Origin of the sequence: Kitasatospora purpeofusca (genome assembly GCF_042691725.1) — a bacterium.
GTDB lineage: Bacteria > Actinomycetota > Actinomycetes > Streptomycetales > Streptomycetaceae > Kitasatospora > Kitasatospora purpeofusca_B.
Genome location: NZ_CP170484.1, coordinates 17,730 through 41,194, shown reverse-complemented (window position 1 = coordinate 41,194; position 23,465 = coordinate 17,730). Strand labels below are relative to the sequence as shown.

Genomic DNA, 23,465 nt, shown 5'->3' with positions numbered 1-23,465 from the left:
CAGCCCCGACATCCGATGGAGGACCGCATGCACCGCACCGTCATCGCCCCTCGCCCGGACAGCCCCGCCTCGCAGGCCGTCGGTTTCGACCTGGACGGCACTCTGACGGTCGACAGCGGATGGCAGGGAGGCCGCATCGGCCTGCCCCAGCCCGGCGCCATCGAGGCGCTACGCACCATCGCCCGGCAGTGCGCCGTATTCGTTTTCACCGCGCGGCCGGAGCTCTGGCTGCCGGAGGTCGCTGACTGGGTCACCTGGTACTCCGGGCTGGAGGCCTTTGTCGATCAGTCCGAAGGCAGGGCGTACTGGACCACCCGCGGACCGATACTCGTAACCAGCACCAAGCTGGGCGCGGCCTGCTACATCGACGACCGCGCCGTCCACCACGCGGGCGACTGGGGGACGACCTTCGCCGCTGTCGCTCGCGCGATCGGCCTCGACCGCGCGGGGATTCTCGTTCAGGTCTGACCGGACCAAATCGAAGGGCCCGCCTCCCCCGACGCTGTCGGGGGAGGCGGGCCCTTCGTGTTTCTAGACGCCGCTGACGGTCAGCTCACGATCTCCGCGTCCACCGGAGCGGCCGCGACTGCCGCAGCCGCCGCCTTCTTGGCGGCCGCCAAGCGCTTGGCGAGGCGCTGCAGCTCAGTCTCGAGATCCTCCAGGTGTCGATGAGCCGCAGCCGGGTCAGCCTCCACCGCGGGCTTCAGTGCGCGAGGAGCGATCAGTGAAGCCACCCGCTCCCGCAGCACAGCCGCTGAGCGGCTCAAGTCGCGAAGCTGTGCCGCGCCCGGCTGCTCCCCGGATCGGGGGTCAGAAATTTCTGACCTCTGCCCACTGGGGGCGGGGTCAGAAATTTCTGACCCCGTGTTCTGCCCGGGGATGGACGCCGCTGTCAACTCCTCGGCGAGCTCGACCAGCCGGGCCGCAGTGGGGCGCTTCTTCCCCTGCTCGACCGCTTCAGCGACACCCAGCTCGACCACCGTGCGGGCCGTCTTCAGGTCGTGCGAGGCGATGACCGAAGCCACCGCCTTACGAGCCGAGGCCCGGCTCAGGAGCTCGCCGACTTCCTCAGCGAGACGGTCAGCATCGACCCGGACGCCAAGACGGAGAACCCGTGAGCCCTCACCTACCCACCGACGAGCAGGTCCGCACCGCGATGGAATCCGAACTCGCCGAGAGTGAGGCAGCTGGCCGACGCGCCACCATCACCAACGTCGAGAAGCGCCTCGGTGTCACCCACGCGACCTTCTACCGCAACTACCCGGAACCGATCACCTGGTTCACGACCCGGCTTGCCGACCGGCACCGCCCGACCACTACCCCGAAGAACAGCGCGCGGGCCGACGACGAGAACGCCCGTCTCCGGAGGGAGAACAGCGATCTGCGCAAGCTGGTCCGCATCTACGCCGAGGCGATCCGCCAGCTGACCGTAGACAAGGCTGCCCTGGAGGACGAACTGCAAGCGCTCGGCGGGGTGACCAGCCTCATCGAACGCCGACGGCGGGAGGCCTGAGACCATCCGTGCGGGATCGTCTGCCGGGCCTGTCCCGAACTCCTTGGTTCACGCGTACGCCGCCATGGCCCGGACTGGACCCTCGCTGAGCACACCTTCGCACGGCCAGGCAGGACGTCCTGCCACGGCGACTTCTCCTGCAGACGCCCGTCCCGGCGGGCGATCGGCAGTACTGATGGCCCGCGTATTCGACAGTCGCCAGTTCCCCGAGGAACCCAACCCGCTGGCGACCGACTGCGATCGCCAGCAAGCGAGAACTACCGGAACCCCTGTCAGTGGCCCGCGGTTGACTGACACCATGGACGACACCACCGACCACCTGCACCGCATCGACGCCCTGCTGACCCGCCCGGCCCCGGACATCGCCCACCTCCCGGCCGACGGCGACCTCGCCACCGCCCACCGCCGCCTCGCTGAGGCGCTGCGTCCGCGTTGGGGGTCGTCGCGCAACCTCGCGACCGGCGGTTTCGTCGACCCGACCATCGACGACGACAGCGGGCTACCGCTGGTCGCCCCGTTCGCCGGGCGCCTGGTCGAGCTGTGCGGGTGGGCGGTGGGCGAGCGCTGGGTCGGCTGCGGGATCGTCGGAGACAACGACTGCGGCGCGCCGCACCTGGTCGCGGTGACGGCCCGCCGGGCCGACCCGGCGATGGCCTTCCTGCCCGCCGAGGACGGGGAGGAAGGGGCCGACGTGCCGGGTGACCGCTGGGCGCGGCGGCTCGCCGCCGCGACGGGCCAGCCGCAGTCGCGGCAGTGGCCCGTCGACTGGTCAGCGGCCGAGGCCAGGCTCGGAACTGCCCTGCCTGCCGACTACCGGCACCTGGCGGAGCACTTCGGCCCTGGCACGTTCGCAGGCTTCCTCGATCTCTCCCTGCCAAGCCCCCCGCTCGGCTGCGAGTTCCTGTGCCTCGTTGAGCAAGCCCTCTACCTTGCCGAACTCGCCGCCGCCGACCCCGGCATCGCAAACCTCTACCACCCCCACCAGCTCTACCCCGCTCCGGGCGGACTCCTGCAGTGGGCCGGCTCCGTCCGGGCCGACCAGTTCTACTGGCTGACGGAGGGCGCAGACCCGAACCGGTGGCCGGTCATCGCCCGAAACGAGGACGGCGACAGCTGGGCGCGGTTCGACGGTTCCACCGCCGAGTTCGTCCACCGGCTCCTCACCGACCACCGGCACCCCTTCTCCGTCGCTGAGCTCATCGACCGCCCCGACTTCGATCCGTACGAGCCCCACGAACCCGACACCCCCTTCGACGACCGTCGCCTGCCGTAGTAGGGCGGCTGCCAGGTTCGCCAAGCGGACAACGGACAACTTGGTGGACCCACATAACTACACCGCCAGACCGAGGATCTGGCTGCCGGCAGCCTTCACCGCAGCCGGGGCGAGCGGCTCGTACGCGCGCTCGCGCACCTCGTCGGCCGCCCTGCTCAGCGGAAGCAGCTGCGCCGGGCGCCGACTGGGCACTCGAGGCCGAGGAAGCCGGGCCGGTTTCGGCCCTGGCCGACTGTGCCGGGACCGGAGACTTGCCGAGCGGCTCACGGGCAGCCTCGCCGAGTATCACAGCCGTGGGCCAGAGCCGATCGGTTGAAGAGACAGGTAGATGACCACCAACCACGCCTCGCCCCGGGCGCGCGCCGCGGCTTCCTTGCAGCCGGCCCCGCCGACCGGCTGCGCCCCGGCTACCGGACCGGTCCTGGGAGCTGTGGTGGCCGCCTGTCGCTCCGGCTCGGTGCGGTCGTCGACCTGGGGCACCGACCCGTCATCAACCCGGCGACGAAGCGCCCCCGGAAGCCCCAGAGCCGCTCCGAAGTCCGATGGATCTTCCGCCCCGAGCCAGGCACAATCCCGGTGAACCACGGCGAGGGGAGCTCGTTTGGACGTGTTCGCGTGTGCCGGGTGCCGCACCGAGCTGACGGCACCGGTGTCCCGGGTCGCACTGCCCGTCCACACCCACCACGGTGCCTGGGAGGAACTTCATCCTCCGCTGATGGAGCCGGGGACGTACGCCGCCGATCCCCGGCCCACCGGACCGCCCTGGCGGTTGTGGCAGGACGTCGGAGAGGAAGCGGCTGCCCAACAAGGGGTGTACGCGCCGCTGAACTCCGTCTCCTTCGGCGCGCGGGGCAGGATCGTCATCGCGCCCGGTGACTCCCGGTCGATGGCTCTGATCCTGGAGAAGTGCGAGGGCTACTGCCGGGGCGTGGACGGCCGGGCCGAGCCCAATCTGGCCTGCACGGGGTGCGGACTGGCCGTGGCGACACGGATCGACGACTGCGGCTCGTGGCAGACCGTGTGGCTGGAGCCCGACGCGGTCGTCCGCCGTCCCTCGGGGCTCCCGGACGGCCCGCTACCTGACTGGGCGGACCTGGAGCGCGCCGAACACCGCGTCCCGCCCGTCGAACCCGACGGGTCTTGGAGCCGCCGCTGGGAGGCCGCGCTCGGCGTCGCGCTGGCCCACCTCGTGGCGGCCACCGAGAACCACCCGGTGACCCTCCCCGCCGGCCCCGTCACCGAACTGCTCGGCCACGCCGTAGCCCGCTACCTCCCGCCCGGGCCCGACCCCCACTCGGTGGGGCTGGCCGGCCCGGGCATCCCTGAGCCACTCCCCCGCCCCGACGTCCTCCTCGTCCCCCGCCACCCCGGCACGGGTGAACCGTGGCGCCCGCCCGACCGCGAGGCGACGGTAGTGCCGCTGGACAGCGGAGTCTGGGCGTATCTCACCAGCCCCGGGGAGACCTCGCCGACGCCCGCCACCGGAGTTCTCCCGGAGGGTGTCCTACGCGACGACTACCCACTGGCATCACGCCCCTGGTACCCCCTGGAACCCCATCATTACGCCTTCAGGGACACCATGGTCGGGCTGCCCGCGATCCGCGGCCCCCGGCTGCGCAGGTATCACGACGCGTACCGGCCATAGACGCCTGAGAGGCGACGGTGGTGTCGGCATACACGGGTAAGTGCTCAGACAGGTACACGTGAATGTGCCCGGCTGGGTGAAGGCAGCCGGTCAGCGGGAGACGCAGGTCGGTGGCCAACAAATTGGAGTGACAGGTCTCGACCCGGTCGGCATGATCGGTCAGTTGTTCCGTCATCTCTCACCTCGGAGGTACGCCACGTCCATCCACCGCGAACGAGCCTGGGACCTGTCGTGGTCCGCTGCTGACCCCGACCGGAACGCTTTCGACTGGGACGACGACGAGGCGGCGCGGCTGACGGCACTGCTCGCTCCGATGGTGCCTCCCATCGGTGCCGAGCGGATGGCGAGCTTTCGATTCATCGACGAGGTCACCGTGCTCCTGGTGTCCCGCTACGGCCGGTGGGCCTGCGGCTGGGACCATTCGAACCACCACGGTGGTCCCGTCGAGACCTGGTGCTGCGATTCGCACTCGGTCGGAGAGGCGGCGGAGACCGCCGAACGCGTCGTGACCTGCCTGCTGGAGTGGCGTGACTGGTTGGAGGACATGGCCGAGCGGTTCGAGCAGCTCGTGCCCCCTCCCGGCGCGGACGCCGAGGACCGCAGCTGGCACCTGGAACGCGCGGCGACCCGCCTGGTCACCGCAGTCGTCAACAGCACCCGCGCCGAGTCGTCCTGGTACGGGATCTGCGAGACGACGCTGACCTGGTTCCTCACCTCCACCGGCCTGGGACAGGAAGAGGCTCAGAAGGCGGTGGAAGCCGCGATCGGCGGCCGGTTCAAGAGCCACGTCGCGCCAGCCCCGACCCTGGTCGACGCGGTGGGAGAGGACCTGGCGATTCGCCTGACCGGCCGCGGGTTCTACTGTGAGTGATGACGCGCTGGCCACGTGGTGCAAGGTCAGGGAGCAGGTCAACTGGTCCTCGGCCGAGAGCGTGAGCCCGGCACCGGCCCGCCCGGCCGTCGACGGACTCGCCGCCTGGTTCGACGGTCCGGTCCGCCTCCGCGCCCCGGACCGCGCCAACCGGCTGCTCGCCGCGATGACCCTGTCCCGCGCCGCGGCCTCACAGAGAGAGCCGCTCACCCCAGCGCTTCTCGCCGGCTGGCAGAAGGTGGTCCTCGGGGTGAACGAGGTGCACCTGCGCCAGAGTGACGCATTCGCGAAGGACGGCCGGGAACGATACGGGATCACGCCCCACACCTGGGAGGACTTCGCCGACTGCCTGCAGCAGAGCGCCGACCCGTCGGTCCCCCTGCCAGCCCGCGCGGCCCGGGCGTACCTCGACGTTGCCTTCTTCCACCCCTACCCGGACGGCAACGCCCGCCTGGCGCTACTGGTTCTCGCCCACGTCCTGGAAACGGGAGGAGTACGCCTGGACGAAGTGGGGCCGCTGCAGACGACCCGCTACGCGGACGACCCGGACGGCGCCCTCGACCTGGCGGCACTGGTTTCCGCACTGATCCGCGCCACTCAGCGCCGGGCAACCACACAGTGAGAGAAGGCTCCCGCCGAACCGGCACTGTGAGCACGTCCAGCAGCACTACTGAGCACTTACCCGTGTACACCGACAGGTGGGGCCACTGCGAACCGTCCCCATATTCGTGACCGTCCTTCTGGGCTACAGGGGCGGGCTCGGCATTCGAATCAAAGAGTCGTTGTCGACTGCCTGTCAGCTTCCGGAAGGAGTTGGACCATGCCGACCCAGACGGACTCGTCGGCACACGTATGGAACGCGCGGACTCTCCAGCGTCCTGCGGGTAGGTGGACGGGGGCTTGGTCCGGCTCGCCTCTGCCGTCCGGGTAGCGCACGCCGAGGTTCTTTCCGGCCTCGGCGGAGTCCATGAGGACCGCCGGTCCGTCGCTCTCCCAGAGACCGCACTCTTCCCACGGCGTCGCCGGGTCGTTCAGCGCCGCTTCGCCAGCGGCGAGCAGCTCGGCGTCGGAGTCGGCAGCGAGCCAGCGCATGAAGGCCCTCTGCTCGGGCAGGTAGCAGGTGGTGGCGGGCTCGTCGCCCAGCACCAGCGCGGAGATGTCGCTGCGGCCGCGCAGGCCGATCACCTCGGCCAGGCCCTCCACCCCGCAGGCCCGGTCGTAGTCGTCCGGCTGGTCGCTGTCACCGATGATCATGCCGTCCTCGGTGCAGCCACCCCAGTACTGCAGTGCGGACACCGGGACGACGATCAGCGGACCACCCACGGATTCGACCCAGGTCAGATCGAGGGTCATCCGGACGGCATGTGGATCAGTACTCATGCGCGCAGTGTCCCGCTGATCAGTGACAAGCAGGGAACCTGGGGGAGTACCTGCACGGCGGACAACGGACAGAACTGAAAGACCCCCATAACTACACCGCGAGGCCGAGGACCTGGCTGCCCGAGATCCCGGACTGGTTCACCTGGTACTCCGGGCTGGAGGCCTTCGCCGACCCGTCCGAGGACCGGGCCTACTACACGGCTCGCGGTCCGATTCTCGTGACCAGCACGAAGCTGGGCGCCGCCCGCTACGTGGACGACCGTGCCGTGCACCACGGCGGCGACTGGACCGTCACCCTGGCTGCCGTCGGTCGCGCGACCGGCCTGGACCGTGTGGCAGTCCCGGCCTGATACCCAACGCGGCGAAGGGCCCGCCTCCCCCGGCATCGATGCTGGGGGAGACGGGCCCTTTTCTGTTTGCCAGGACACCCGTGCCGTGGGCCAGCGAGGCCGCACGGGTAAACGCCGTTTACTCCTCGGCGGGGCGAAAGTAGGGACACACCGGACCCGGATGTGCCGAAACGGCCCCGACGCAACTATGGTGACGCCATGGCATCTCAAAACTCCGGAGGCGATCGGGAAAAGGTGGCGTCTAAGCTTCCTGTGTCCCTCCGTCAGGAACTCAAGACCCGAGCGGCCCAGCTCGGCATCGACATGCAGGACGCCGTCGCCCAAGCAGTCGAGCAATGGCGCGCCCGCCCCGCAGGCGACAACCCCACCATCGACACCTCCGGGGCCGAGAGCTGGAACACCTGGCTGCCCGCCGGCCTGTACGACGCCTTCAAGGCCGACTGCGCCGCCCGGGACATCTCCTTCGTCCAGGGCCTCGCCCAGGCCCTCCGCGTGTGGATCGACTCCCACGTCGTCGCGCTGTCCGAGCTGACGATCCCGCGCTACACGCGCCGGATCGTCGTCTGCAACCAGAAGGGCGGAGTCGGCAAGACCACCGTCGCCGCAGGCGTGGGCCAGGCCATAGCGCTGGGCCTGCCCGCCACCACCGGCGCCTCCAAGCTGCCCGCCCTGCCAGGGCTTCGCACCCTCCTCGTGGACTACGACCCGCAGGGCCACCTCACCTCGCAGCTCGGGGTCAAGCAGATCTCGCCGGGCGAGGAAAGCCTGGTAACCCACATGGTCGACCGCGACCGCGTCGTCGGCTCCCTGCTCGACCAGGTCGTCGCGATCGAGCCGGACCACTTCGACGGGCGCCTGAGCCTGCTGCCCTCCAGCTTCGACGCCTTCCTGCTCGACTCCCGCCTCGGCTCTGTCCGCGGCCCCCGGGAGACCAGCCTCCAGCGGGCCCTCGCACCGCTCGAGGAGCACTTCGACGTCATCGTCGTCGACGCGCCCCCGAACCTCGGCCTCGCCATGGACGCCGGCCTCTACTACGCCCACCGCCGCAAGAACGAGCCGGTCGGGGCCTCCGGGGTCCTTGTCCCCGTGGAAGCTGAGGACTCCTCCGCGGACGCCTACGCCATGCTCGACAGCCAGATCCGCACCGTCAGCCTCGACTACGAGGTGGACATCGACCGGCTCGGCCTCGTCGTCAACAAGTTCGACAAGCGCAAGGGCTACGTCGCCACCCACTCGCTCGAGAACTGGGAGTCCCTCGGAACACCCCCCGTGCTCTCGATCGTCCCCGACCTGAAGGAGCAGCGTGAGGCCGTCCACCTCAAGCAGCCCCTGCTGATGTACGCACCCACCGCGACCCAGGCCCAGCGCATGCGCGAGATCCGACGGAGGCTCGCATGAGCATCGCCAAGAAGCTCCAGGGCGGCGGAGGATCCTTCGGGGCGCTGGCCCAGGGCGGCGCGCGCGGGGGAGAGGTGCTGGCACGCAGTGAGGCGCTCGACGCGACGGGGCGGGTGCGGCGCGCCTCGTCCGCTCCCGTCTCGGCGATCGTCTTCAACCCGCTCAACCCGCGGCGGACCATCGATGACGAGTCGATCGCCGAGCTCGCCGAGAGCCTGGGGCGGCAGCAGATCGTTCCCATCACGGTCGTCAGCCGCGGGGCCTTCCTCGACGCGCACCCGGGGCAGGCCGAGGCGATCGGTGACGCGGACTTCGTCGCTCTCGACGGAAACCGACGCCTGCTCGCCGCGCAGCGGTCCGGCCTCGCAACCCTCCGGGTGGACCTCAACGACGACCTGGTCTCGACCGCCTCGGACATGGTCGAGGCCGCGCTGATCGCGAACGCCCACCGCGAGGACGTGTCGCCGCTGGAAGAAGCCCAGGCGATCGAGCAGCTCCTGAAGAACGTGTACGACGGGAATCAGGCCGCGGTTGCGAGGAAGCTCGGCAAGTCGAAGGTCTGGGTGGGGCAGCGGTTGGCCTTGCTGCACCTGACCACGGAACTTCAGGAGCAGGCGAGCAGCGGTGAGCTGGCCATCGCGGACGCCCGCCGGATCGGAGCCGAGGCACGTGCCGGAAAGCTGACCGCTGCCGAGCAGTCCGAGCGGGCGCAGACGGCGAAGAAAGCGGCAGCCGACAGACAGGCGGCGAAGACCGCCACGAAGGCAGATCGGGCAGCCGCCAAGCCGGTCGGCGAGCAGGCCGGATCGTCCCAGGGAACCTTGCCGCGCGGTGGTGTGAGCGACAGCGAGAACACTCGTCAGGTAAACGCCGTTTACCCTCCAGCTTCCACCGGGGCTTCGCCGACCGGCCAGTCGGCCTCGGCCGCGGAGGTAAACGCCGTTTACCCCTCGAGCGTTCCGGACCAGCGGGAGAGCGGCGTCGACGAGACGCCGGCGGTCACCATCCGCCTCCTGCCGTCCGACCCCCGGACAAGCGCGCAGATCATCCTCGACGCGATGGATCACCGCCAGGCAGTCCAGGTCGCGTCCGAACTGCTCGAACTCCTGAGGCTCCGCACTGAGCCTCAGCCAGTCTGATCCGCGATCATCTCGATGCGTTCCGCGTGCGGCGCCCGGCACACCTGCCGGGCGCCGCACGCGTTCGGCCTCCGCCTACTGCTTCTGCCGCCCGATCCCACGCGGCCACTGCTCCACTACAACCCGGTTCACAAGCCAAGGAGTTGCCGGACCAGTCGGACGCAGGACCACTGAGGAATATCTCTATTAGGCGTTTACCAATGTCTTTTGTCTTAAACGGTTGCCCTGTGGAAGAGTGCGGTCCGTGAGTACGGACATGACGATCACGATCTCGGTCACGAACCCGACCCCCGAGGTACTGCAGCACCTGCTCGCCATCGCCTCCGCTCCCGGTGCGACAGTGTCGACCGTTCCGGACGACCGCTGGACTCCGGAACGAGCACGCGCCTACTACGACCGGCTGCCACCTCGCGCCCGCAGCATCCTGCATGCTGCAGTCCGAAAGGGCGGCCGGGTGCCAGTAGAAGACGTTCGAATCGACGGCAAGAGCCTTCGAGGTACCACCGGGCCGTTCCGCCAAGTACTCCGAGAGGGAGCACGGACCGATCCGCCCCTCTGGCCGGCCGCCCTCCCGGTTCCAGTGCGCTCGGTCCGGGTCGGCGCGACAGTCATCGGCTTCGACGTGATCGGAGGCAACGACCAGGAAGACCCATTGATGGTCTTCGGCAGGATCCTGGGTCTCCACGTGGAGGGGTTCCGCGCCGACGGGACACCGGTGTTCTCCCCCTCGGAATGAAACACCCCGCCAGGAAGGCCGCCCAGCAGAGCGAGGGCCCGCCGACCGTCGGCGCCATCACCGCGCCGGAACTCGAGGCCCTGCCGGGCCGCCAGCCGACTGGCCGCAGGTCGCCAAGCCGTGCGAGCCAGTGTCAAATGCCCGTGCCACACGGTGGGTTGAATCTCTACGGTGACGGGGTGAAGAATCCGTGGACCCCACTGCCCTACCGCGACGGCGGCAGCGCTCCCCTGCGCGAGGACGTCCCCGCCGCCCTGGAGACGCCGCTACGGGAGTGGATCCACTCCCGCAGCGGCGCAATGGCGGGGAGGTGTGGCGGAGGGCCGCGATCCGCTGCGACCTGGTCCTGGAGACGGCGGACGGCTCCGATGAGCCCGACGTCGATTACCCGGAGCGCCTCGCCTACTGGGCGCCGCCGGAGCGGTTGCTGGAGGTGGTCGACGCCCTGCTGGATCTGCTGCCGGTCCCGGTGCCGGCCCGTTGTGGCCGCCCTGCCGGTCGCCCCGGCCGGGGACGTGCCGAAGCCGGGTGTGCTGATGTCGCTGATGGCCGGGATGAGCAGGGTGGCCGCCCAGCAGGGGGCGGTGAGCCGCAATCCGCCGCGGACTCGGTGGCGGCCAAGCTGCTCGCGATGAGCGCTGGCGCGGCCGGCGAGGGAGCAGACTTGTCCAAGCCGTGGCAGACGGCCGCGCAGTGCGCGCTCGACCCGCGGGGGATCGGCGAGCAGCTGGGCGAGTCGGTCGGCCGGACCGGCGGTGTCGACAAGTGGGTCTGGGGAGAGCGGTTCCGCGGTGATGCGAGCGGCCTGCGGAAGGCCGCGCAGACCTGGCAGGCCGCGCACCGGCTCACCGTCCAGGCGCTGTCCGACGCGCAGGACGCGTGGCGCACCGTCGGCGGGATCCACGAGGGTGCGACCGCCAAGGCGATCAACGACTACTTCCTCGCGTTCGTCGGCAAGCAGGACTACCCGGCCAGGCCGGGGGACGACCACACCCTGCTGGCGAACCTCGCGTCCGCGTGCCGACAGCTGGCCGGGGCCTGCGAGAGCTACGCCAAGCACATCGAGGACAGCGCGAGCGTGTTCAACGGCTGGTTCGACGCGCCGTGGGACAGCCCGATCTTCGGCGGAAACGGCGACGACGGCGGCCTGAAGCCCAAGGTCCTCAGCGACACGCAGATCCTCTCCCTTGGCGACACCGCGCACGTCCTTGACAGCACCCAGCAGCGCGTCAAGGTCCCCCAGGGGAATCCTGCCCCGCCCGCGCCGCCCGGACCGGGCTTTCCCTGGGTGGCCCCCTGCCGAAGCTTCCGCTTCCCCTGCCGCTCCCCCTGCCCGGGCCGATGCCGCTGGTGCCTGCCGTCTACACCCCCGTCAACCCGGCGGTCCCCACGCGCTCCCCGGTCCCGCCGCCCCTGCCGCCGAAGCCGGGGTTCCCGCCGCTGACACCCACCGAGCTCGCCGCCCTGGCCGCGATGGGGTTGATATCGGCCCGGCGTTGCTGCTGCATGGCGGTCAGCCGGTTGACCACCATGATCGCCGCCACCGCCGCCACCAGGCGCAGCGCGAAGCCGGCGGCCTCGACCCGGCCGACGTTGCGCAGGCTCTCAAGATCTCCGAAGGTCGGGTCGAACTGGCGGGTCATGGAGGAGGCGATCCGGCCGATGACGAGCGAGCCGATCCAGGTGGCCCACCACAGGGCAACCACCGTCTCGGACGGTGTGTGGCGCCGTCCCTCGGCGTCCAGTGGCGCGCTCGCCCGCCAGCAGTCCGCGGTCAGCTGCCAGGGGAACCAGAGCCCGACGACGGGGGTGAACCAGGCGCCGATGGCCCAGCCGCTCCCGTGGCGGTGTCCGTTGGGCGCCAGCAGGTCGGCGTTCTGACGGATCCGGTGGAACCAGATGATGAACACGACCACGGTGGCGAGGAACAGCGGGACGGTCAGCCCGTTCACCGCGTCGGTCACGGATATCACGGCGTCGAGGTCGTCGAACCCGACGTCGTCGGATCCGTCCAGCAGACCGCCCAGGAGGACGTTCGCCCAGACGTCGGCCGCGGCGACCACCGCCGCCAGGACGGCGTTCAGCCCCAGCAGGACGTAGAGGGCCGCGGCAAGTCCGTTCGGCGGACGCAGCGCCGCCGCCCACCCCGGGGACGCCTCCGCACACCCGTAGCAGCGCCCACTGTCCGTCCCCGCCGGGCGTGCCCCGCACACCACACACACCATCAGATTGCCCCCTCCAGGAAAGCACCGCTCGCGGACACGCGCGCCGGTACGCCACCGCCCCGACCGGGGCGGGCGCGCCGACTCTAGGGGACCTGTGCCGCAGCCCGCCAGCGAGAATTCCCAGTTCAGAGGCTGGTATCGCCACAAATGGTCCACGCGGCACGCCGCTCGCAATAGGCCCGGCTTCGGTCAGCGGCCGTGGGCCGGGGCGTACGAGCACCCAGGCCCGGCGGGGACGGGCAGAGCGACGGCCGCCGAGGCCTCCAGGCGGCGCGGCCGCAGGGCATCGGGCATGAGCGGGAGGGCCAGGGCGCCGATGGCGACCAGGTCGTCGCGGTACCGCGGCATCGCGGCGTGCAGATCACGCTGGACGGCCCAGAACCGGTGAGCCTCCTCGTCGGTGTAGGGGCGCGCCTGTTCCGCGAGCAGGGCCAGCGCCGCCCTGGGCTGCCGGGACCGGAATTTGGCTGGCTCGCCGCGGTACGGGGCCGTGCCGTCGCGCCGGATCACGGTGACCTGGTCGACCGCCGCCTGCTCCTCGGCGGCCGCGACGACGTCGGGCAGGACCCGGTAGTGGGCGTCGTGGCTGGCCGTGGTGGTGAACCGGGCGGGCAGGCCCCGACTGCTGACCCGGGCGTAGCGGTGGGCGGTGCCCTGGCGGGAGTCGGCCGCGCGCACGGCCAACGTCAGCAGCTCCACCCGGTACCCGGCCCGCCGGTAGGCCCGCGCGTCGGCGGTGAACTTCGCGGGGGAGGCGGGGGTGGTCTCGATGACGAGGTTGCCGCGCCGCTCGCGTACGTAGGCCTCGGCCTTCGCCTGCCAGGCCTGGTAGTCGGCGCGGATCCGTTCCGAGGCCCGGCGCGGATCGGTGCGCAGCAGCTGCGGGTAGTCCGGGTGCAGGACCTTGAAGTCGTCGCCGGCCAGGTGGACCGGGTAGCGCAGGGACCGGCGGACCAGCTGAGCGGCCCGGGTCTTGCCCGCGCCGGGCTGCCCGGCGATGTAGACGACGACCGGCTTCTCCTGGGCGGCGACGGGCTCCAGCAGGGTCGGTACGATCACCGCGTCGAAGACGAAGGCGTGCTCGTCCGCCGACAGCCGGTGGTAGTCCACCCCGGGCGCCCGGGCCAGCGGCTGGGCGGTGCGGCGCACCGGTTCGGCCAGCGCCGCGGCCCGCTCGGCGTCCCGGCCCACGGCCAGCGCCCAGTCCCCGGGGATCCGGGGGTCGCCCGCGCGCCGCTCGCAGGCGGCCAGCTGCCGGCGGAACCGGCCGGTTGCGGCCGCGCCCCACGGACGCGTGCGTTCGGCGAGGACCGCCCGGTCCGCGCGCGCCGGGCGGACCCAGCGCCCGCCGGCGCCGAGCTCGTTGGCGTACACGCTCTCCAGCGCGGCCGACTCGCCGCGCCGCACCACGAAGACCCGGTCGGCCAGGTGCCCGGCCTCCACCGCGGCGAGAGCGGCGGGCAGCGCGGCGGCGCAGGCGTCGTGGTTGTCCCAGGCCACGTAGCGGGCCCGGTCCTGAAGGGCCAGGTGCAGGTAGCGGTCCAGGACGCCGAGCTGGCTGAGCGCCTCGGCCACGGCCAGGGCGACGATCTCGACGCGGTAGCCCGCCTCTCGGTACGCGGCGACCTCGGCGAGGAACTCCTCGGGGCGGCCCAGCGGCGCCTCCACCACCGCGTCGAACCAGTTCTCCCGCAGGCGCGTCTCCAGCTGGGCCTGCCACCCGTAGGTGTCCGTGCGCACCCGCGCCCCGGCCGTGCGCACCCGCGCCCCGGCCGTGCGGACGTCCTCGCCGAGGAACCGGACGTAGTGGGGGTGGACGGCCTTGTAGGCGTCGCGGTCCACCCGCACCGCACCGCCCCGGGCGGCGAGCGCGGCGTGCACCAGGTCCACCACGAGCGTCTTGCCGCTGCCGGCCTGCCCGGTCACGAACACCACTACCGGCCGTTCCTGTCGAGCGGCCCCGGCCAGTGCGGCGGGCAGGATCTCCTTGGTGAGGACGCGCGCGTCTTCCCCGGCGGGGAGCCCGTCCCCTAACACTCCTATCGGCACCTACGGCTTCAGCCGGGGGTCGTCGATGTTGACGGCGACGATCCCGGGCGGGTACAGCTCCGGACGGGCCGTCAGGATCAGGTGCTGCTGCGGGCGCACCGGGGTGGGAAGGCTCGTGGCGATCGCGTGCGCCAGATCCTGGCCCCCGTAGCCGTCGCGGACCATCGTCGCCACCACCACCGCGGTCGCCGCGTCCAGCGGCTCGAACTCGACCGCGGGCAGCGCCAGGACCGCGTGCGCCGTCCCCTCGTCCTTCACCTCGGCCTCGACCACGCACAGCACCGGCACCAGCAGATGCTGGAACGGGCTCTGCAGAGCGGAGTCCACGACTCGGTGCAGCCGGGGGTGACCGTCGGCCAGTGCGGACAGGGCGCTCGAATCCAGAATGATCACGCGCTGCGCCTCGGGGCGACCTTGGCGCGCGCATCCGCCGCGGCGATGTCGTAGACCCGCTGCAGCAGGTCCGGGCCCTCGTCCAGTTCCGTGTCGGTGAGCGTCATCCCGAAGTGCTCCCGCATCAGCCGGCGGCCCTCGGCCACGCGCTCCGCGATCTGCTCCGCGGTGGGCTGCGCCTCCACCAGCAGGGCGACCTGGGCGCCGATGGTGGTGCCGCGGGCCGCCGCGAGGGCGGCCAGCCGGTCGCGTGTATCAGGGGAAACCTTGATCGTCGCATCAGCCATACCGCGATCGTACACCGCTGGTACACCAGCGGTGTACCGACTTGGCGGTGCTGGATTGCCGGCCCCACCTTGGAGGGGCGGCCCGCCGATCGGCCGGCGCGTGTCGGTGGTGCTTTGTACGCTTCCCGTGCATACCCGTGGGGGAGCGGGTCTTCGGGAAGGGAAAAGCGATGGCGGTGCGCAGGCCGGTCGACGGTGACGTGCACGTCCACTACCGGCAGATCTATGTCGAGAGTGATCCCGACAGTGTCGGCCCCGGTCTGGCGGAGGCGTTCGCGGGCCAGGACGCGGGGCTGTGCGGCGCGGCGATCCCTGGTGCGCTCTTTCTGGTGACCGGCCTGCACACCGGCAGTGTCCGGGTCACCGTCGAGGTGCACGACGTGGCGCCGGCGCCGGATCCGGTCTGGGAGGACGTCGTCGAGGTCTCCTTCCGTCCGGCCTCGCACCGCAGCAGGCTGATGCAGTGGGCGGGCGAGGCCTCCTGGGAGCTGGACCTGGAGGAGCGCGACTACCGGGTGCGGTACTGCGCGCACGGCATGGACGCGGGCCGAGGACGGGACACCAGGCTCGCCGGCGAGCCGCACGTGGACCGGTACCTCCTGCAGTTCTGGCCCGCCCCGCCGGGGCCGGCGCGCGTCCTGCGGCAGACCGCCGAGGCAGCGGCCTACTGGCACGACTACGCCCGCCGGCTCCCGCCCCCTCCCACCGAGCAGGAGCGCGCGCAGGAACGGTACGCACAGGACGCCGCCGCCCGGCAGCGGCGGGAGGAACTCGAACGGTGGCAGTGGGGCGGAACAGCACCGAGCGAGGCCCTGCGCGGTGTCGGCGGCAACGTCCACGGCCTGCTGGCCTTCGACGCGCCCCTGGTGCACGCGCTGGATGCCGCCGGCCCGCAGGTCCAGCGGCAGGTGGCGCTGCTCGCCGCCCGGCGGGCGTGCACGGCGGCCGGCCTCGCGGATCTCGACTGGGTCGCCGGCGCGCTCACCGCCCTCACCGAAGGCAGGCCGCTGCCGCCGCCGTTCGATGATCCCGCGCGTATGTGGGACGCCCTGGCCGGCGACCCGCGCGCTCCGCGCCACACGGTCGGCCTGGCGGTGCCGTCCGAGAACGCCTGGTCCACCGGGACCGTGATCTACTCCACGGCGGGTACCGCCACGGCGCCCGACCCGCCGCAGCGGGTGTCGCAGCCGCACATGGCCCTGCCCGCGCTGCTCGGCGCCGCCGCGCCGGATCCGCTCCGGGCATCAGTGGATGCCGTCTTTGCGGCCGTGGCCACGTACGGGGAAGAGCACTCGGTTCTGCTGGAGGAAGTCTGGTCGGCCGTCAGCGCGCAGTGACACCCTGATGGTGCCGCATGCCGCGCCCGAGCCCGAGGAGAGCTGACTTGGACGTCATTCATCTCGGTGCCGCGCCCGGTCGGGGCCGGTCTGGTCGATGCTATGCTGCCGGGCTGTCTACGGACCGTTTCGGGGGCTGGGGAGTGGGGCCATGGGGATCGGTGGGGCGGGGACGGGGTTCAGTGCGGACCCGGCGAAGTTGGGGGACGCGGGCGATCGGCTGATCGCGGCCGGTACGGACGTGGGCGGCGTCAAAGCGGTCTTGGACCGGTTGAACATGTCGGACCCTGCAGTTTTCGGTGAGTACGCGGGTGACGCGGCGAAGGCGTTCTGGCAGGCCTGGCAGGACGAGCTCCAGGTGAATATCGACGCGCTCTCGGACCTCGGGGGGAAGGTGCACACCACGGCGGCCAACTACTCCTCCGCGGACCACGGTGTGCGGCAGCAGTACCAGCAGGGGGCCTGACCGTGGCGGACCACAGTGCGAGCCTGGCCAGTCTGCTGGCGGACAGCCAGCGCCAGCAGGCCGAGAAGCTGAAGAAGGTCATTGACGAGTCCCATGGCATGTGGGGCGCCGGCGACCTCAAGTACGCGGTCCACGATGCCCTGCGGCTGCCCGCCCCGCAGGGCGATCCGGTCAAGCTCGGCGAACTCGCTGCGGCCTACAACACGGCGGGCAGCCAGTTGGACCAGGTCCAGATGAAGGTGGAGAAGGTCGCCTCCGAGAGCCTGCCGAATGCCTGGACCGGGCAGGTCGGCGAGAAGGCGGCCGAAGTCGTCAAGGCCTCCGCCGACGACCTGACTCGCTGCCGCGACATGCTCCGCAAGGGCGGGAGCCAGCTCACGGCGCTGGCCGGAGCCCTGAGCGAGGCGCAGGCCCTGCACGGCCAGGGCCACGCACCGCTCGCCGAGGCGCTGGCGCTGCTGCACGAGATCACCGTCGCGGGCGCGCCGGACCCGTTCCACTGGGACGACGACAAGATGCACACCGCCAAGGCGCGGGCGCAGGAGGGCATCAAGTCGATCTTCGATGCCGCGGTGAAGGCCGAGACCGCAGGTCGGGCCGCCGTCCGCGAGCTGAACGCGCTGGCGAGCAAGGCGTTGGCCGGCAAGTTCAAGAACAAGGGCCTGGGCGCCGCGGACAAGCTGGTCCTCGTCGATGCCGCTCTCGACGGCAACCAGGTGCACGGCGGCATCCTCACGGCCAACGACGTCACCCGTGCCGGCCAGGCCATGGACAAGATGAGCGAGGCCGACAGGGTCCGCTTCGACCAGCTGCTGGCCGGCTGCAAGTCCCCGGAGGAACGCGCCTACCTGATGAAGGCGTTGGCCGCCGGGCACAGCTACGACGAGGTCAAAAGGTTCGACGACCTGATCCACGAGCATGCCGACACCCCCGGATGGCTCGGCGAGCGGATCTCCCCGGTGCAGCTCGACGCGACGTCCGACCAGAAGGCGCCGACGGGCTACCAGGGTGTCAACTGGAGCCAGGGCCAGTACCCGACCTGCGTGGCAGCGTCGACGGTGACCGCCCGGGCGATGGTCGACCCGCTGTTCGCCTTCCAGCTCACCACCGGCGGCCGCCCCGGCGACCCGGCCTACGACAACGGTGACGCCGCGAAGGCGCGGTGGGGCGAGGAGACCAGGCGCGTCTACGACACCCGCGCCTGGTGGCATCTCGGCAAGGGCGGGATGTGGAACTGGGAGTCCGACGACATCGCCGACGACGAGATCGGCAAGCACACCGGTGCGGAGTACCGCAATGTGGATCTCGACAGCCGGGACAAGCGCCAGAACGCGCTGACCGAGATCGAGCGGGTGATCGACGAGGGCAAGCCGGTCCCGGTGTCGGTCCGCGGGGACGGAGGCCACCAGATGATGATCATCGGGCACCGAGGCGACCAGCTGGAGATCTACAACCCCTGGGGCTACACCGTCTGGGTCAGCGAGGCGGATTTCGTCAACAACCACATGGGCGGCGCCTCCGACGCCAGCCTCCCCAACGTCGAGAGCATCCGGCTGCCCAAGTGAGGTCCCAGGTGAACACCCCACAACCCCAGAGCGACAGCCGGCTGGCGGAGCTGGACGTCGAGATCCTGCTGCGGTTCGGCCTGCCGAACCCGGGACTGCACCGCTCCACGCTGTTCGGCGACGGCGCGGTGGCCGCCGCGATCACCGTCGACCGGCTCGGCGTCATGCCGCGCGCCCTGACCTTCCTGGGCGAGGTCGTCCGTGCCGGCGGTGCCCGCTTCGCGGCCGCACTGCCCGAGCCGCTGCCCGGTCCGGCCGCCGCCGTGGCCCGTGGCTGGCTGGAGGCAGCCTCCATGGTCGTACAGGGCCCGCAGGGCGACCAGTTGGTCGCCCGCTGGCTCGATGCGGTCGCCGCTCTCCTGGCACTGCGAGTCACCCACCGCGAGGCAACCTCATGAGCAGGCGGTGGCGTCGGATCCTGCTGGTGGCAACCGCGGTGCTGGCCCTGGTGGTCGTCGGCGGCGCGGTGGCGGTCCACCGGAAGACCACCGGCAAGCTCGACCACGGCACGGTGTTCACGCAGGCCTCGGGCGACCTGGTGGTCAAGTCCGGTGAGCTCTTCTCGATCGAGGTGTTCGGCTACCGGGGAGCGGGCGACAACTGGACCATGGCCGCCCCCGATCCCGACCCGGCCGTCGCCCGCGCCGCCGGCGACGAATACGTCGGCAACGCCGGCCTCACGGACCTGCTCGGCTTCGGCGCGACCGGGAACCTCGGCACGGGCGGCCACTACTACTTCACCTTCCGCGCGCAGAACCCCGGCCGCACCACCATCACCGTGCACGTCCCCTACCGTGACGAACTCGGTGGGTCCTTCCCCGGCGGGCCGGACCAGACCAAGCGCCAGTTCACCGTCGACGTCCGCTGAGCCGCCCGACCGTTCCTGGGTGGGGCCACCGCGCCTCGCTCTCCAGGTGCAGGTCCTCGGAGATCGCATCCATGAGGGGGAGCGCCAGCACGAGCTTGCGCCCCCCGGCTCCACCCCGGCCGGGGCGATGCCCGCGGGGCAGCGGATCTCGTCCGGCCACAGCAGGATGTGCAGCACCAGCGTGCCCTCCCGCACCCCGCACCACCGCCGACGTCTCGCGGGTGCACAGGGAGCGCGGCGACGCCTTGGGCGAACCGAGCACCGCGGGACGCATTCGGCTCCGCCTCGGCGGAGGCCTTCTCGCGGCCACCAGCTCGATTCCGATCGACGCGAGCAGATCCTGCTGGTCCTCGACGAGGCCGGCCCGGCCGCCCCGCTGCGCCCGCGTCCACCGTCCGAGCTGTACACCCTCATAAGCGGTGTCCTCGGGCAGAAGCGCCCGGTCAGCCAAACCGTCGGCCTCCCGCCACCACATGCGGGCGGTGGCGGAAAGCGCGCTGCCGAGTGATTGGTGCCGCCGTGTGTCGTCCCGGCCCTCTTGGAGACGGAGCTCGCCTACTGTGCCAGCAGGCGTTCCAACATCCATCGGTTCTCGGAGACGGGTCCGACGATCAGGGACTGGACACGGTAGCGACCGAAGGGGAGATCGACCCGGACGAGTTCCCGGACCCTGCCCGGGTTGCCGATGTGATCAGCGATCCGGGCACCGCTGTAGGAGGCGTCGGTCAGGACGTACCGGCCGCCGAGTTCGACGTCGAGCACGTCCTCCCACCCGTCGGAGTCCACGACGGCTTCGAGAGCGGACAGCAGGGCGGAGTCGTCTTCGGCGTAGTACGAGCGCGCGAACACGCGGGCCCCGGGGATCCAGGTGACGGGTAGGGGCTCGCCGCCGAGCGCGAGGACGTCCCGGCCCGAGTGCCGGACGGCCGCCACGTACTCGCCGATCACGTCGTCGACCTCCGTACCGGTCCAACCGGGCAGGAGGTCTTCCGGGACGAGGGCGTACCGCGCGAAGTCGGTCCCGTCGAGCCAGACCAGTGCACAGCAACTCGGTGTCATCCGCCGATGATCGCACCTGCCCCGCACCGGGACCGTGACATCCCCGACCACAGCACCGCCAGGTCTCGCGGGTGCGCAGCGCGGTGCGCACGACGGCGACCTGGCCGACGTCCAGCAGGGCCTGGCGCAGCAGCGCGTACGGGCGGGCGCCGGCCGGACTGGACGGCCCCAGGTAGTAGGCCTTGTCGTAGTTCACCGGATCCACCCGGTCCGCGTCGAGGAAGCCCAGGACCCGGATCTCCTTGGTGGTGGCGAGCGGGAGGTCGGCGAGGTCGTCCTGGGTCAGGACGACCATGCGCCCGTCCCGGGCCTCGTAGCCGCGGGCCACGTCCTCGAACGGCACCTCCGCCCCGTCCAGTTCGCAGACGCGCTTCTGCCGGATCCTGCCGCCGTCGACGGCGTGCACGAGGTGCAGCGGCACCGTGTGCAGCCCGGTCGCCGCGTAGACGGTCACCGGGATCGACACCAGAGAGAAGCTGACGGTCATCTTGGCGATCGCGTTCGGCATCGCACGCCTCCTCCCCTTCCATGCTGCGCCTGCCTTCTGCGATCGGGACGCCCTCACCACACGGGGGCGTGACCTGCGACGGAGCGGCCTCCCGAGCAGGCAATCGAACATTCGAGCGATAATCTGGAGGTGTGACCGCAGCCGTTCCCTTCTCCCGCCCCGTGCGCTCTGAGCCAGCACCGGGCGATGCCGAGCGTGCGCCGCGGGAGCTGATGACGCTGCCCGGCTACTACCGCGATGTGCGCCGGTGGAGGCTGGTGGAGATCCGGATCGGCGGCGCATGGCTGCCGGGGATGCTCACGGTGTGGCGGCGCCCGCCCGGCGCCGCCATGTGGGTGGTCCACGTGCGCTGGGCCGAGGACGGCCCGGCGGCCGGCGGGCAGGGCTGGGGCTGGTTCCTGTTCGACTCCGAGCGGATCCGCCCGCTGCCCGAGCCGACCGCCGCGCCGCCGGCCGCAGCCCCGTACTTCGGCCGGTGGCGGGACGCGGTCGCCGTGCCGGGTGAACTGGCGGGCGCACCCGATCCGGACGGGACGGACGGGTGCTGGCGCCTGGCCTGGCTGCGCGCTGGAGGGACGTGGCGCTCGACCCTGGTGACGGCCCGCCGCTGCCCGGGCCCAGGTCTGCCGTGGATCGCGCACGCCCGCTGGGGCGAGGACAGGCAGGCGGCCTGGGTGATCGCCGACCCTGCCGTCCTCCAGCCCCTGCCCGAGGGCACCGACCCCGTGCCGGCCGGGCACCCGGCCGGCCGTCCGACCGGTGCGCAGGCAACAGCGAAGCGGGCGGGCGGCGCGTGACGGCCCCGGCCGCCACCGACATCCGGCACGGCGTCGAGCGCCAGGCACGGCTGGCCGGCCTGCTGGAGGCGACGTCGCCGGCGGCCCGGGCCCGCGAGGCCCAGGCCGCGACGCTGCCGGTGCTCGACCCGCTCGCCGGCCTGCTGCCGCACGGCGGCCTGGCGAAGGGCACCATCACCGAGGCCACCGACACGGGGCTGCTGCTCGCGCTCGCCGCCGGTCCGGCGACCGCCGACCCGCATGCCTGGACCGCCGCGGTCGGCCTGCCCGACCTCGGTCTCGCCGCGGCCGCCGGTTATGGCATCGACCTGCACCGCCTGGTCGTCGCCGACCATCCCGGCGAGCACGCCGCCGAGGTCATCACCGCGCTCGCCGCCGCCTGCCCTGTCGTCCTCGCCGCCGCCCCGGTCGGCGTGCCGCCGCGAGCCCTGGACCGGCTCGCCGCGCACCTGCGCCGCACCGGCACCGTCCTGGTCACTCCCGGTCCCTGGCCCGGCGCCCACCTGCGTCTGGAGGTGACCGTGAGCCGGTGGGGCGGACTCGGCGACGGCTTCGGGCAGCTCACCGGCCGGCGGGCGGAGGTCCGCGCGACCGGGCGCGGCGGTGCGCGCCGTCCCCGCACCGCCGGGCTGTGGCTGCCCGCCGGGGACGGCAGCGTCGCCACCGCCGCGCCCGGCACCGCCGCCGGCGGGGAGCGGCCGGACGTCGTCGCCGCCTCCGGGTAGCAGCAGAGCGGGAACCCGTCCGGTCCGCCGACGGCCGTCACACTGGCGGACCGGCTGGTGCACCGCCGGCGTCGGGGCCCGCCCGGCCGTGCTGCGGCCGGGCGGGCGCATGGGTGGCGGGCCGGGGTCAGCGTGCGAGGACGACGGTGATCGGAACGTCTTCGCAGCCGGCGGCGATGCGGTGGAGGGCGGCGAGCTCGGCGGGGTCGACGGAAAGGCCCCAGCGGGTCTTCACCGCGACCCAGTCCTCGGTGTAGCGGCAGCGGTACTCGGTGGCCGGCGGAAGCCACTCGGCGACGTCCTTGTCGGCTTTACTGCGGTTCGAGCGGGCGGTGACGGCGATGAGGGTGCGGGGGTCCGCGAGGTCGTTGGCGTACTGCTCGCGCTCCTTCGCCGTCCAGCTGTAGCCGCCGGAGTCCCAGTTTTCCGCGAGCGGGATGACGTGGTCGACGTCCAGGCCAGAGGCGTCGGTGACGACGACGTCGTCGTACGGGGAGAACCATTCGCCGCCGGTGAGGGTGCAGCCGGGACCGACCGCCGGGGCCTTGACGGCCTCGCTGATGATGACGTCCTTGCGGGCGTTGCAGCCGTTGCGGTCGGCGTCGGTCCAGTGTCGGTATGCGGTGCGGACGTAGCCTTCGCGGCGCTCGTCCGCGACGTCGAGCGCGTCGATGGCGGCGAAGAACGTGGTGGCCACCGTCTCGCCGGGCACGCGGTGCGCGGCGGTCTGGACGGGGGCGGCCTGGGCCGGGACGGCGAGCAGGGCGAGGGCGGTGGCGGTCAGCGCGGTGGCGCTGCGGCGCCACCAGTTCGTGGTGATCATGGTCTACGGCTAGCAGCCTGCCGTGGGGCGGTTGCGGTTCGTCACCCGCGGGCGGCAT

General features: G+C 71.8%; 27 protein-coding genes and 1 pseudogene. 18 read left to right on the top strand and 10 right to left on the bottom strand.

Annotated features, from left to right (window positions below; translation table 11 throughout):
* Window positions 1-27 precede the first annotated feature (27 nt).
* Entirely contained in the window at window positions 28-468 is a 441-nt protein-coding gene (locus ACFCLZ_RS38210) for a hypothetical protein (RefSeq protein ID WP_380286539.1), read from the top strand.
* An 80-nt stretch (window positions 469-548) separates the two neighbouring features.
* On the opposite strand, the gene ACFCLZ_RS38205 is transcribed toward ACFCLZ_RS38210, so the two are convergent.
* Window positions 549-1,025, bottom strand: a complete 477-nt coding sequence (locus ACFCLZ_RS38205; protein ID WP_380286538.1) for a hypothetical protein — start codon at window positions 1,023-1,025, stop codon at window positions 549-551.
* Between the two features lie 89 nt (window positions 1,026-1,114).
* Here ACFCLZ_RS38205 and ACFCLZ_RS38200 point away from each other — a divergent pair, with 89 nt between their 5' ends.
* Both ACFCLZ_RS38200 and ACFCLZ_RS38195 read left to right on the top strand, forming a co-directional pair.
* A complete protein-coding gene (locus tag ACFCLZ_RS38200; protein ID WP_380286537.1) occupies window positions 1,115-1,513 on the top strand; it encodes a hypothetical protein in 399 nt (132 codons plus the stop codon).
* Between the two features lie 298 nt (window positions 1,514-1,811).
* Complete coding sequence (locus ACFCLZ_RS38195; protein ID WP_380286536.1) at window positions 1,812-2,786, top strand: SMI1/KNR4 family protein; 975 nt, start codon at window positions 1,812-1,814, stop codon at window positions 2,784-2,786.
* Between the two features lie 57 nt (window positions 2,787-2,843).
* On the opposite strand, the gene ACFCLZ_RS38190 is transcribed toward ACFCLZ_RS38195, so the two are convergent.
* On the bottom strand, window positions 2,844-2,978 hold the full coding sequence (locus ACFCLZ_RS38190) for a hypothetical protein (RefSeq protein ID WP_380286535.1): 135 nt from the start codon (window positions 2,976-2,978) through the stop codon (window positions 2,844-2,846).
* Window positions 2,979-3,501: 523 nt separating this feature from the next.
* Here ACFCLZ_RS38190 and ACFCLZ_RS38185 point away from each other — a divergent pair.
* Genes ACFCLZ_RS38185 through ACFCLZ_RS38175 form a run of 3 tightly spaced genes read left to right on the top strand, consistent with a single transcriptional unit; the run spans window position 3,502 to window position 5,924 of the window.
* A complete protein-coding gene (locus ACFCLZ_RS38185; protein WP_380286534.1) occupies window positions 3,502-4,431 on the top strand; it encodes a hypothetical protein in 930 nt (309 codons plus the stop codon).
* Between the two features lie 40 nt (window positions 4,432-4,471).
* Window positions 4,472-5,302, top strand: a complete 831-nt coding sequence (locus ACFCLZ_RS38180; protein ID WP_380286533.1) for a hypothetical protein — start codon at window positions 4,472-4,474, stop codon at window positions 5,300-5,302.
* Window positions 5,295-5,924, top strand: a complete 630-nt coding sequence (locus ACFCLZ_RS38175) for a hypothetical protein (RefSeq protein WP_380286532.1) — start codon at window positions 5,295-5,297, stop codon at window positions 5,922-5,924. The genes ACFCLZ_RS38180 and ACFCLZ_RS38175 overlap by 8 nt, the downstream gene beginning before the upstream one ends.
* A 149-nt stretch (window positions 5,925-6,073) precedes the next feature.
* Here the strand turns inward: ACFCLZ_RS38175 and ACFCLZ_RS38170 are convergent, their stop codons facing one another.
* Window positions 6,074-6,682 (bottom strand): Imm21 family immunity protein, encoded by a 609-nt coding sequence (locus tag ACFCLZ_RS38170; protein WP_380286531.1) that lies wholly within the window; start codon window positions 6,680-6,682, stop codon window positions 6,074-6,076.
* A gap of 218 nt (window positions 6,683-6,900) precedes the next feature.
* On the opposite strand from ACFCLZ_RS38170, the gene ACFCLZ_RS38165 reads away from it, so the two are divergent.
* The 5 genes from ACFCLZ_RS38165 to ACFCLZ_RS38145 all read left to right on the top strand — a co-directional run bounded on the left by ACFCLZ_RS38165 (window position 6,901) and on the right by ACFCLZ_RS38145 (window position 11,749).
* A complete protein-coding gene (locus ACFCLZ_RS38165) occupies window positions 6,901-7,032 on the top strand; it encodes a hypothetical protein (RefSeq protein ID WP_380286530.1) in 132 nt (43 codons plus the stop codon).
* A 198-nt stretch (window positions 7,033-7,230) separates the two neighbouring features.
* The gene (locus ACFCLZ_RS38160) at window positions 7,231-8,430 is read left to right on the top strand and encodes a ParA family protein (RefSeq protein ID WP_380286529.1); all 1,200 of its coding nucleotides are present in this window, start codon (window positions 7,231-7,233) and stop codon (window positions 8,428-8,430) included.
* Window positions 8,427-9,569 (top strand): ParB/RepB/Spo0J family partition protein, encoded by a 1,143-nt coding sequence (locus ACFCLZ_RS38155; RefSeq protein ID WP_380286528.1) that lies wholly within the window; start codon window positions 8,427-8,429, stop codon window positions 9,567-9,569. The genes ACFCLZ_RS38160 and ACFCLZ_RS38155 overlap by 4 nt, the downstream gene beginning before the upstream one ends.
* Window positions 9,570-9,825: 256 nt before the next feature.
* Window positions 9,826-10,305: a hypothetical protein gene (locus ACFCLZ_RS38150; RefSeq protein ID WP_380286527.1), complete on the top strand. Its 480-nt coding sequence runs from the start codon at window positions 9,826-9,828 to the stop codon at window positions 10,303-10,305.
* Between the two features lie 664 nt (window positions 10,306-10,969).
* Window positions 10,970-11,749 carry a hypothetical protein gene (locus tag ACFCLZ_RS38145; RefSeq protein WP_380286526.1) on the top strand — a complete coding sequence of 260 codons (780 nt, stop codon included), beginning with the start codon at window positions 10,970-10,972 and terminating at the stop codon, window positions 11,747-11,749.
* On the opposite strand, the gene ACFCLZ_RS38140 is transcribed toward ACFCLZ_RS38145, so the two are convergent.
* The 4 genes from ACFCLZ_RS38140 to ACFCLZ_RS38125 form a co-directional block, all read right to left on the bottom strand.
* Window positions 11,667-12,518, bottom strand: coding sequence for a DUF4328 domain-containing protein (locus tag ACFCLZ_RS38140; protein ID WP_380286525.1), 852 nt, complete (start codon window positions 12,516-12,518; stop codon window positions 11,667-11,669). The two genes, ACFCLZ_RS38145 and ACFCLZ_RS38140, sit on opposite strands and share 83 nt — an antisense overlap.
* A 201-nt stretch (window positions 12,519-12,719) precedes the next feature.
* Entirely contained in the window at window positions 12,720-14,567 is a 1,848-nt protein-coding gene (locus tag ACFCLZ_RS38135; protein ID WP_380286524.1) for a zeta toxin family protein, read from the bottom strand.
* 12 nt (window positions 14,568-14,579) lie between these two features.
* Window positions 14,580-14,972 carry a hypothetical protein gene (locus ACFCLZ_RS38130; RefSeq protein ID WP_380286523.1) on the bottom strand — a complete coding sequence of 131 codons (393 nt, stop codon included), beginning with the start codon at window positions 14,970-14,972 and terminating at the stop codon, window positions 14,580-14,582.
* Complete coding sequence (locus ACFCLZ_RS38125; RefSeq protein ID WP_380286522.1) at window positions 14,969-15,259, bottom strand: hypothetical protein; 291 nt, start codon at window positions 15,257-15,259, stop codon at window positions 14,969-14,971. The genes ACFCLZ_RS38130 and ACFCLZ_RS38125 overlap by 4 nt, the downstream gene beginning before the upstream one ends.
* Window positions 15,260-15,429: 170 nt before the next feature.
* Between ACFCLZ_RS38125 and ACFCLZ_RS38120 the strand changes: the two genes are divergently transcribed.
* The 5 genes from ACFCLZ_RS38120 (at window position 15,430) to ACFCLZ_RS38100 (ending at window position 19,495) form a co-directional block, all read left to right on the top strand.
* Entirely contained in the window at window positions 15,430-16,596 is a 1,167-nt protein-coding gene (locus ACFCLZ_RS38120) for a hypothetical protein (protein ID WP_380286521.1), read from the top strand.
* Between the two features lie 277 nt (window positions 16,597-16,873).
* Window positions 16,874-17,062, top strand: a complete 189-nt coding sequence (locus tag ACFCLZ_RS38115; protein WP_380286520.1) for a hypothetical protein — start codon at window positions 16,874-16,876, stop codon at window positions 17,060-17,062.
* A gap of 2 nt (window positions 17,063-17,064) precedes the next feature.
* A complete protein-coding gene (locus tag ACFCLZ_RS38110) occupies window positions 17,065-18,627 on the top strand; it encodes a peptidoglycan-binding protein (RefSeq protein ID WP_380286519.1) in 1,563 nt (520 codons plus the stop codon).
* 8 nt (window positions 18,628-18,635) lie between these two features.
* The gene (locus ACFCLZ_RS38105; RefSeq protein WP_380286518.1) at window positions 18,636-19,025 is read left to right on the top strand and encodes a hypothetical protein; all 390 of its coding nucleotides are present in this window, start codon (window positions 18,636-18,638) and stop codon (window positions 19,023-19,025) included.
* Entirely contained in the window at window positions 19,022-19,495 is a 474-nt protein-coding gene (locus ACFCLZ_RS38100; RefSeq protein WP_380286517.1) for a protease inhibitor I42 family protein, read from the top strand. Before ACFCLZ_RS38105 ends, ACFCLZ_RS38100 begins: the two co-directional genes overlap by 4 nt.
* Window positions 19,496-20,050: 555 nt before the next feature.
* On the opposite strand, the gene ACFCLZ_RS38095 is transcribed toward ACFCLZ_RS38100, so the two are convergent.
* Window positions 20,051-20,554: an Imm21 family immunity protein gene (locus ACFCLZ_RS38095; protein ID WP_380286516.1), complete on the bottom strand. Its 504-nt coding sequence runs from the start codon at window positions 20,552-20,554 to the stop codon at window positions 20,051-20,053.
* Window positions 20,555-20,624: 70 nt separating this feature from the next.
* A pseudogene (locus ACFCLZ_RS38090) lies at window positions 20,625-21,041 on the bottom strand (Ku protein); the annotation flags it as partial.
* Window positions 21,042-21,223: 182 nt separating this feature from the next.
* Between ACFCLZ_RS38090 and ACFCLZ_RS38085 the strand changes: the two are divergent.
* Together ACFCLZ_RS38085 and ACFCLZ_RS38080 are read left to right on the top strand one after the other, a co-directional pair.
* Entirely contained in the window at window positions 21,224-21,859 is a 636-nt protein-coding gene (locus ACFCLZ_RS38085) for a hypothetical protein (RefSeq protein ID WP_380286515.1), read from the top strand.
* On the top strand, window positions 21,856-22,584 hold the full coding sequence (locus ACFCLZ_RS38080; protein ID WP_380286514.1) for a hypothetical protein: 729 nt from the start codon (window positions 21,856-21,858) through the stop codon (window positions 22,582-22,584). The genes ACFCLZ_RS38085 and ACFCLZ_RS38080 overlap by 4 nt, the downstream gene beginning before the upstream one ends.
* A 127-nt stretch (window positions 22,585-22,711) precedes the next feature.
* Here the strand turns inward: ACFCLZ_RS38080 and ACFCLZ_RS38075 are convergent, their stop codons facing one another.
* Complete coding sequence (locus ACFCLZ_RS38075) at window positions 22,712-23,407, bottom strand: HNH endonuclease family protein (RefSeq protein ID WP_380286513.1); 696 nt, start codon at window positions 23,405-23,407, stop codon at window positions 22,712-22,714.
* Window positions 23,408-23,465: the final 58 nt, after the last annotated feature.